10 protein-coding genes and 1 pseudogene are annotated in these 9062 nt (G+C 58.8%); 3 read left to right on the top strand and 8 right to left on the bottom strand.

Going from position 1 to position 9062, the window contains the following annotated elements; genetic code table 11:
• Positions 1-402 (bottom strand): annotated as a pseudogene (locus OC610_RS15150) (aspartate-semialdehyde dehydrogenase); the annotation flags it as partial.
• Positions 403-532: 130 nt separating this feature from the next.
• On the opposite strand from OC610_RS15150, the gene ftrA reads away from it, so the two are divergent.
• A complete protein-coding gene (ftrA, locus tag OC610_RS15155; protein WP_264428750.1) occupies positions 533-1546 on the top strand; it encodes a transcriptional regulator FtrA in 1014 nt (337 codons plus the stop codon).
• On the opposite strand, the gene nudK is transcribed toward ftrA, so the two are convergent.
• From nudK to OC610_RS15175, 4 genes are read right to left on the bottom strand one after another with little or no spacing between them, the layout of a single operon-like run.
• Positions 1503-2099 (bottom strand): GDP-mannose pyrophosphatase NudK, encoded by a 597-nt coding sequence (gene nudK, locus OC610_RS15160; protein ID WP_264428752.1) that lies wholly within the window; start codon positions 2097-2099, stop codon positions 1503-1505. The genes ftrA and nudK overlap by 44 nt on opposite strands.
• 40 nt (positions 2100-2139) lie before the next feature.
• Entirely contained in the window at positions 2140-2973 is an 834-nt protein-coding gene (gene nadE / locus OC610_RS15165; RefSeq protein ID WP_264428754.1) for an ammonia-dependent NAD(+) synthetase, read from the bottom strand.
• Between the two features lies 1 nt (position 2974).
• Positions 2975-4204, bottom strand: coding sequence for a nicotinate phosphoribosyltransferase (gene pncB / locus OC610_RS15170; protein ID WP_264428755.1), 1230 nt, complete (start codon positions 4202-4204; stop codon positions 2975-2977).
• A 9-nt stretch (positions 4205-4213) separates the two neighbouring features.
• Positions 4214-4861, bottom strand: a complete 648-nt coding sequence (locus tag OC610_RS15175; RefSeq protein WP_264428758.1) for a nicotinamidase — start codon at positions 4859-4861, stop codon at positions 4214-4216.
• Between the two features lie 183 nt (positions 4862-5044).
• Between OC610_RS15175 and OC610_RS15180 the strand changes: the two genes are divergently transcribed.
• Positions 5045-5602 carry an adenylyltransferase/cytidyltransferase family protein gene (locus OC610_RS15180; RefSeq protein ID WP_264428760.1) on the top strand — a complete coding sequence of 186 codons (558 nt, stop codon included), beginning with the start codon at positions 5045-5047 and terminating at the stop codon, positions 5600-5602.
• Positions 5592-6299, top strand: coding sequence for an NUDIX hydrolase (locus OC610_RS15185; RefSeq protein ID WP_264428761.1), 708 nt, complete (start codon positions 5592-5594; stop codon positions 6297-6299). The genes OC610_RS15180 and OC610_RS15185 overlap by 11 nt, the downstream gene beginning before the upstream one ends.
• A 3-nt stretch (positions 6300-6302) precedes the next feature.
• Here OC610_RS15185 and OC610_RS15190 read toward each other — a convergent pair whose 3' ends face one another.
• The 3 genes from OC610_RS15190 to OC610_RS15200 all read right to left on the bottom strand — a co-directional run.
• Positions 6303-7559, bottom strand: a complete 1257-nt coding sequence (locus tag OC610_RS15190; RefSeq protein WP_264428763.1) for a type II toxin-antitoxin system HipA family toxin — start codon at positions 7557-7559, stop codon at positions 6303-6305.
• Positions 7552-8058 (bottom strand): helix-turn-helix domain-containing protein, encoded by a 507-nt coding sequence (locus OC610_RS15195; RefSeq protein WP_408636595.1) that lies wholly within the window; start codon positions 8056-8058, stop codon positions 7552-7554. The genes OC610_RS15190 and OC610_RS15195 overlap by 8 nt, the downstream gene beginning before the upstream one ends.
• 133 nt (positions 8059-8191) lie before the next feature.
• Positions 8192-9062: FAD-binding oxidoreductase (locus OC610_RS15200; protein ID WP_264428765.1), on the bottom strand; the 871-nt coding region annotated here is incomplete at its 5' end.

Raw genomic sequence — 9062 nt, forward strand, 5'->3', positions numbered from 1 at the left:
CAGCGGTCCCAGCACCATCAATGCGATGGCCGAAGAGCAATTGGGATTGGCGATCAGTTTCTCGCCTTGGTAACGCCGGCCGTTGATGGGCGGCACGAGCAGCGGGATCTCTTCGTGGTAACGAAAAGCCGATGAGTTATCGATCACGTGAGATTTTTCAGCCAGGCGCTCACCGTATTCCAAGGCAAACGCACCGGACACACACAGGAAAACGATATCGCACGAGGCGCAACCTTCTATAGAAAAAGGTTCGATCAGATGGCGCGTCTTACCCACCACCAAGCGCTTTCCGGCCGAACGCCCCGAGGCCATGCAGACCACCTCATGCTCGGTATCTTCAAGCAAGTGCAGCATGGTCATGCCCACTGCACCGGTACAGCCCACCACGGCGATTTTCTTCATTTGCGTTTTCCTTGCCCGCTTTGCGAGGTCCTACCGTCGAGGTTTCGCCGATTTCCTGGAGATGATTGTAGGAAGGCAAAGCTGTCCGCTACAGTGCAGCGCAAGACAATAAACGGTGGAATTTCGCCAAATGCACGCTCATCCCGGAACCGTGGCGATCCTCGTTTACGAAGGCCTGTGCGTATTCGAGTTTGGCATTGCCCTGGAGATATTCGGCCTGCCTCGTCCAGAACTGAATATCCCGTGGTATGACCATCAAATCGTTGCCGTCGACCCAGGACCGATGCATGCGCTGGGAGGTCTTCGGATAGCCGTCGACGCCGAGCTTGAAGCCCTCGACCGCGCGCGCACCATCATCATTCCCGGCTGGCGCAGCCACCACGTGCCGCCTCCCGAAGCGTTGTTGCAGGCATTGCGCCGCGCCCATGCCCGCGGCGCTCGCTTACTGTCCATCTGCTCAGGCGTGTTCGCATTGGCCGCTACCGGGCTGCTCGATGGCGAGACCGCGACCACCCATTGGCAATTTTCATCCTTACTGGCCGAGCGATTTCCCCGGATCACCGTTGACCCGAACGTGCTTTATGTCGACGCTGGGCAGTTGATCACTTCAGCCGGCAGCGCCGCCGGCATTGACGCCTGCCTGCATCTGATCGCCCGGGATTTCGGTACGCATGTCGCCAACTCGGTCGCCCGGCGCCTGGTCATGGCACCGCAACGAACCGGCGGCCAATCGCAATTCATTTTGGCGCCTGTGGATAAGTCACCGCGCAACGAACTGACACGCATCCTGCAATGGGTCCGCGAGCATCTGGACCAGCCTTTGAACGTGTCCGACCTGTCTGCTCGCGTCGCCATGAGCGAGCGGACCTTCTCGCGGCGCTTCGTTGAAATCACCGGCCTGCCGCCGAAGGTCTGGCTGCAGCAAGAGCGTTTGAACCGCGCAAGGGAGCTGCTGGAGAACACTGACCAGCGCACAGCCTGCATCGCCCAGGCCTGTGGGTATCGGTCGGTGGAGAGCTTCCGGGCGGCGTTCCGCAACGCGGTGGGTTTACCGCCCTCAGCCTATCGCGACAGATTCGGTACCGCCGAGGCCCGCCGGATCAGTCCAGCAACCGATGCAACTTGGCGTACTGCAACAACATGATGGTCTTGCCGTCACAGATTTCGCCGGTCTCGATCATGCCCAGGGCCTGGTCGAGCGGCATCTCCAGCACTTCGATCTCTTCACCTTCGGCCTCAAGACCGCCACCTTCGTGCTGCTTGTCTTCGTCGAAGTATTCACCGACAAAAAAATGGATCCGCTCGGTCACCGAGCCCGGGCTCATGAACGCCTCGAATACCTTGCGCACGTCTTGGACGACATAGCCGGTTTCTTCCTGGGTTTCCTTGCGGATGCAGGTCTGCGGATCATCGTTGTCCAGCAGGCCGGCGCAGGTTTCGATCAACAGGCCGTCGTGCCCGTTGACGAACGCCGGGAAGCGGAATTGCCGGGTCAACACCACGGTCTGCTTGGCTTTGCTGTAAAGCAGGATGGTGGCGCCGTTGCCGCGGTCATAGGTCTCGCGCGTGAGTTCGCGCCATTGGCCATCGCGACCGAGGTAGTCGTAAGTGGTCTTGCGCAGGATGTACCAATTGTCCGAGAGGACCTCGACGTGCTTGATGCGTACGCGGTCCTTGATGCTGCTTGCCTGGGTCATTTTCCACTCCGTTCGAGACCAAAGCCCCCATTTAAACCTATTACAACGATACCGGAACGCGAGGCAACGCTCGCTTGTGGGCTGTCTTGAGGTAAGCGCGTTCAATGATCTGTCGCGCTTTGGGCGACACCTCTTCGCCCATCAGGTACGCATCGATTTCTTCGTAGCTGCAGCCATACGCCACTTCATCCAACTTACCGGGCGCCAGGTCCTCCAAATCAGCGGTCGGCGCCTTGCGCACCAGGTGCGCGGGGGCGCCCATCGCGTCGGCCAGCAGTCTCACCTGGGTCTTGGTCAGCCCGGACAGCGGTGCCAGGTCGCATGCGCCGTCGCCAAACTTGGTGAAAAAGCCCATCACCGCCTCCGCCCCATGATCGGTGCCGACCACCAGTCCGTTGCTCAAATTGGCAATGGCGTATTGCGCAAGCATCCGGGCCCGGGCCTTGGCGTTGCCTTTGGCAAAGTCGGTGAGTTCGGCCGAAGGCTGCAAGCCATCGATGGCAATGCTGCCCATCAAGCCGTCAACGCACGCCGCGATGTTGCTGGTGGTGATCAAGTCCGGCCGGATGAAGTCCAGGGACGCCTGGGCGTCCTGCTCGTCAGCCTGGGCCTTGTACGGTAGCCGGACGGCGATGAATCGTGCCGCGTAGTCTTCATTGCGCAGTTGCTCCACCGCCAATTGGCATAGGCGGCCGGCGGTGAGCGAGTCGACGCCGCCACTGATCCCCAGGACCAGGGACTGGCAACCCGATTCGCGCAGGGTCTGCTTGATGAACGCGATGCGGCGGGCGATCTCGGTGGCTTCGCCGCCCGGTATAAGTTGACGGTCGATGCCCAGTTCCCGGGCAATGGTCTCTTGCTGAAGCGTAGTCATATCAGGCTCCCAACTGTGGATTGATCAGGGCAACGTTGAACACTTGGGCGGCGTACCGCAGGAACGAGGCGTCCTCGCAGACGTTCTTGATCGGATCATCGGAGAACTTCACCACCGGCTCGCCGTGGACCCGCACCAGTTTCATGACGATGCTCAGCGGTTCGACGCCCTCAACATCGCAGGCCAGGCTGGTGCCCATGCCGAAACCGAACTTGGCCTTGCCGCGAACGTGACGCAGGATCGGCAGGCATTTTTCGAAATTGAGGCCATCGGAAAACATCAGGTCCTTGGTACGTGGGTCGATGCCCAGTTCCTGGTAACGCCCCAGCACCTTGTCAGCCCAGACGATCGGGTCACCTGAATCCTGGCGCAGGCCGTCATAAAGCTTGGCGAAGTAGAGGTCGAAATCCTTGAGGAAAAAGTCGGTGCTGATGCAGTCCGTCAGGGCGATACCGAGGCGGCCGCGATACTCATGCACCCAGTTTTCCAACGCCGCGTTCTGGCTTTCGCGCAAGCGCCCGAGTTGCTGGTGCACCATCAGCCACTGGTGAGCCATGGTGCCGATCAGGGGCAGATCGAACTCGTAAGCCAAGTGCGCGTTACTGGTGCCGACAAAGACTCCAGGAAAATCGCTGCGCATGACATTCACCACTTCCCGCTGGGCCCGGAACGACAGCCGCCGGCGGGTGGAAAAGTCTGAAACACGGAACTCGGCGAGTTCTTCACGGCTGGCATTCTTCTCCAGCCATTCGAATTTCTGGTAAAGCTTGCGGGTGACGTCGGCCAGCTCGACTTCAGGGTATTTTTCGCGGTTGCGCAGCTCGCTGACCATCGCCAATACCGGCTGTTCGAACATGATGCAGTGCAGCATCGGACCACGGACGCGGATGTGCAGTTGGCCGTCGACCTCCGAAACGTGGATGTAGCGCAGATTGAAGCGAAACAGCCCGAGAAACTGTTCGAAGTCCGGTGTCAGGTACTCACGGAAACGCTTGTTGAACAGAAACCGCTGCTCTCCCTCGCGCAGTTGCAACCCGGCGAGCTTCTCCAATTCGACACGAATGTCCGGGATCAGGTGACCGAGCCGCTCCTTGGAACGCACGATGAACTGGTATTCCACCTCGACATTCGGGTGCTGGTGCAAGACCGCCTGCATCATGGTGAAGGTGTAGTAGTCGGTATCCAGAAGACTCTGGATGGTGCCGCTGTTTGTATCGAATGCACTGTCCATGTCTCTTCCTTACGCGTTTGCCTGGCGGAGGGTTTCTTCACGCGTCACGGCCACTGCGACGCCTGCTTCCTGCATGTCTTGAATGGCTAGACGGGCCCCTTCCTCGCTGATGGCCCGGCAGGCCGGGAGGTGAACGATCACCTTGAAGCCGGCGGCGGCCAGTTGCAGAGCGGTGGTCTTGACGCAGAAATCCAGCGCCAGCCCGCCCACAATGACCTGCTCCACTGCCTGGCCTTTGAGGTACTCGATCACCCCGGTGGACAGCTTGCCGTGCAGGTCGTGGTAGCAGGCGCCGTACGGGTGCAAATCCGGCTCGACGCCTTTCCAGACGAAATAGTCGTAGTCGTAGGGGGTCGGCAGTTCATCCAGCAGGGCGAAACCCTCAGTGCCGGGAACGCAGTGGCTGACCCAGGTGATGTCGGCGTGCTCGAGCCCGGTCGGCACGAGCATCTGTGCATGATCGGCAACCACCCAGGGGGCCAGGGGCGTATGGGCGTCCTTGCTGCCGATGCGGAGGTTCGCCAGGGACGCGATGAAATTCAGCTCACCGGCAATCTGGTCACCGCCCGGCACCGGAAGCTCATCAGGGCACAGCGGTGTGAAGCTCTTTTGCGCGTCGACATCGAAGGAAGCGGTTTTCCGGATCAGGCTGTTCATGCTGGGTTTCTCCTCTTCATGGCCACGAGAGTATATGTGATGTACTTTCATGACAAGCCAGGCGCGAAAAATATTTTTTTTGACCAAGCTTCCATGCATAAGCAAAACAACTAGAAAAATCAGGTTTACATAAAAAGGATTTTGTCTATAGAGTACACGTCATGTACCAAACGAGGATAAGCCATGTTCGAGATTGCCCTGTATGGCGGCGCCTTCAACCCCCCTCATGCCGGCCACGCTCAAGTAATGATCGAGGCCTCACGCTTGGCCAGACGCGTGCTGGTGGTCCCCAGCTTCCGGCATCCCCACGGCAAGCAAATGGTCGACTATGAGGTTCGCCTGAACTGGCTGGAGTCGATCGTCGAAAAGGTGCAACCACTGTGCCGCGCCGAAGTACGCGCAAGCCGGGTGGAACAGGTCGTGGCCCGTGGCGTTGAAGGCGCCATCTACAGCTACACCCTGCTCGCCCACCTCGCCGACAGCCTGGCTCTGGACGGCAAGCGGATCGCGTTGGTAGTGGGCCAGGATGTCGCCGATTTGCTGCCGACGTTCTATCGCGGCGAGGAATTGCTGGAGCGCTTTTCCATCTTTTGCGTCGAGGAAAAGATCCACGTACGCAGCACGGTGGTGCGCGAACGACTGGCCTTGGGCAAGCCGCTGCCCACCAACTGGATGGCTCCGGGCATGAACCCGTTAAACTATGACCTTTACGCTACCCACGGAAATCGACATGCCCACTAGCCCAGCCGCCGCGCGCGGTTATCTGCACACCATCGACCTTTGTGTGCTGCGCTTCTGCCGGGAGACCCAGGCGCTGGAAATCCTCCTGAACCGACGGGAAGCCGAGCCGTTCGCCGGCCATTGGGCGTTGCCCGGGATCGTGGTCAATGGGGACGTCGAAGACCTCACGCTGAACGACGCCGTGGAGCGCCTGCGCAATTCAAGCAAGGTCGGCATGCCGCTGGCCTGGATCGAACAGGTCGGCACCGTCGGCGACGCGTTTCGCGATCCGCGCTGCTGGTCGTCCTCGACGTTCTACCTGGCCATTGCCAGCGAGGCGGTCCAGCTCGCCGAACACCAGGGATTTTTTCCCCTCAAGGACGTCGCTGACGCCTCGATCAAACTCCCTTTCGATCACAACAGTCTGGTGGCGGCGGTTCAGGAACGATTGTTGTCCAAAGCCCTCTACAGCAGCCTGCCGCTGATGTTCCTGGGCCCTGAATTCAGCGCGCCGGAAGCGGTGGATATTTTCTCCGTGGTGCTCGGCCGTCCGGTGCTCAAGACCAGCATGCGCCAGCGTCTGCTGAAAATGACCGAGGCAGGTTATCTGCAGGAAACCGGCCGCAAGAAAAGCGGCGACGGCGGGCGGCCGCAACGCACGGTGGAGAATCTCAAGCCGGCCAGCGTTTACCTTTTTGATCGGTGTTTTCTGGAGTAGGGATTAGCGGGCTAGCGTGAATGCTGGCGCCATCCGCTCCTGCTCATTGCCTGAGATTCCAAGATAACGCGCAATCCTGGGCCATTTACTGATGACGCCCCGGAACCTATCTATGGTTTGTCTGGCATCGTCAGCAGAGACGCGGAAGTAGCCAGCCACACTCATTGCCAAATCAAGGTCCATGGCGTTATCCACCTCTGAAACGTTTAGTCTCAAGCCAGTGTCGCCAGGGACAGGGTTCATGTCATATGCAGGCGAAAGACGCCAACCGCGTCCTGGCTCCAACAGGAAACCATGGTTGCGTAGATGGTCGTCAGTATTCGAAACCAGCATGTTGAAGACAATTCTTCGCCAAAGCTCGGGAAGATCTACGTTGGGGGCTGCTCCCTCCCTCACCAACACCTCTGCAATTTCCAGATAGCTCGCCCCCGTCTCATGCCCATCACCATCCTGGCGGTCCGTCAGGGTCATTGCTGAAGCAAAGTGAAATCGCCCGCCCTTGGCTGTTCTGTCAAAGCGCTTGACCATGAAACAGTGATGCTCACTCGCATACCGTTGCGCTTTTCCTTCAGCAACATTTAGCCCACAGCCTTGGGCCAATGTATTGACGACCATCTCCCAGCCGCCCACGTCGTGGGTGTCTCTATTACTGGGAAACTTCCCTATCCAGAGGGCTTGATCGTCGTCTACTACACTTGCCTTGGGCCTTGCGCCACCCAGTGAGCCACCTGGAGCAATGAGCATTCGAATCCAGTCCTGACCATGGGGCCCCCGGTCCTCTCCAGCTTCAAATCCACGCGAAGCCTCTTCAAGTTCACGCATACGGGCCATAGGTGGGGCGGCCTGCTCCACATGGTTATCAAGAAATTCTCCTTCTTCCTCAACTTTGAAACGCAGTCCCCCTACCCGGTAAGCGTCGTGAACGCCGATAAGGTAGTCCGAGTCAAATAGACGTGCGTCCTGCGGTACAAATCCTGCTCGCTTGTCTCGCTCCAAGCGACGATCCATCAGCAGCCGCCCCCATCGATCAGGCGAGGAGTCCGATACGCACCCAAAGCAGTTTCTCGCTGGATATTGCCGTCCTTCGTAAGGCTGAATCCGAGGATCGATTGCGATTTGAGTGTGAATGGTTTGAAGGACAGCCCGCGCGTATTCGAACTCCATACGTTCGGATCCTGCCAATCTTCGGGAATGAAGGGTTCCTAGCAGGACCGGTGCTGTGTCATTCCAGTCTGCGTAGACGAAAATCCTTTCAGGCATCGTCGTCCCCTAAAAGCTTCTTGGCCAGTTCGGAGCTTGTCTGGCTCCGACTGACAGCGGCACTCGACATAGCGAGGTTCTCTTTCGCTGAGATGCTGATCAAATTGTCTCGATGAAACTGACCAGGCAGCGATACTTTCGGCTTGATGTGCTCGACTGTGACACGCCTCTTCAATTCAGCATCTTGCAGATCACGGCCTAACTCATCCGTGTGTGCGAGTAACTCAAGGTCCTTCTCCAACCCCAACACCACTAATACCGACACGTAGGCCCCGATGGTCACAGCAGGGCTGCCACTCTCCAAGGCCCTCAACGTAGGCGCGCTCATACCTGCCCGCGCAGCCATTTGCGCCGCAGTGATCTTACGGCGCTTACGAGCCAGCTCGATCCGTTCGCCAAACTGGCGCAGGAGCCGCTCGGCTGACGGCATGAGAGGTGCTGTTTTTTTTGGCATCAGTATTTTTTCAGTTTCGTCGTTAATTTGAAAAAATACTAGCATAGCTATTCGTCGAAGGACGCTAGGCGAAGCGAATTATGAAAATATTTTTTCATAAATTAGATAATATTCGAGAAATACCTTCATCCAACTGCATACTTCTACTCGACCGGGAAGCTAGCAGTGGCCGACTGAGTCACTCCAGCCCGGCAGTAAAGACCTTACCCGGATTCATCAGCCCCGCCGGGTCCAGCGTGCGCTTGATGGCGCGCATCAGCTCCATCTCCAAGGGATCCTTGAAGCGAACCGCCGCGTCAGGCTTGGCTTGCCCCAGGCCATGCTCGGCGCTGATGCTGCCGTTGAAGGCACTGGTCATCCGGTAGATGACCTGCATGATCGCCTGTTCCCGCGCCTTGAACGAGGCGTCCGCGTCGCCGATCGGCTTGCTGATGTTGTAGTGCAGATTGCCGTCGCCCATGTGGCCATAAGAAACGATGCGCACGCCCGGAAAGTCCTGTTGCAGCGCGCGATCGGTGCGTTCGATGAATTCGGGTATGCGGCTCACGGGTACGCTGATGTCATGCTTGAGACTGGGGCCTTCATGGTTCTGCGCCTCGGAAATACCTTCGCGCAGCGCCCACAGCGCGGCCGCCTGTGCCTGGCTGCTGGCCAATACCGCGTCGATGACCCAACCGCGTTCGAAGGCATGGGCCAGGCCGTTTTCCAGCAACAGCGCCAAGGGCGCATCGGGGACCGTGTCGCGCAGTTCAATCAAGGCGTACCAAGGGTGTTTCGCTTCCAGAGGGTCAGTGCAGCCGGCCACATGGTCCAGGACAAACTCCAGGCTCTGGCGCGACATCATTTCGAAGCCTGTCAGGCGATCAGCGCACAGGCTGCGGACATGACCGATCAAATCCACCGCCGCTTGCGGCGAAGGCAGCGCGACCCAGGCTGTCGCCGTGCTGTGGGTGGCCGGAAACAGTTTCAGCACCGCCGCGGTGATGATGCCCAGCGTGCCCTCCGAACCAATGAACAAATGCTTGAGATCGTAACCGGTGTTGTCCTTG

Origin of the sequence: Pseudomonas agronomica, assembly GCF_025917275.1 — a bacterium.
Lineage (GTDB): Bacteria > Pseudomonadota > Gammaproteobacteria > Pseudomonadales > Pseudomonadaceae > Aquipseudomonas > Aquipseudomonas agronomica.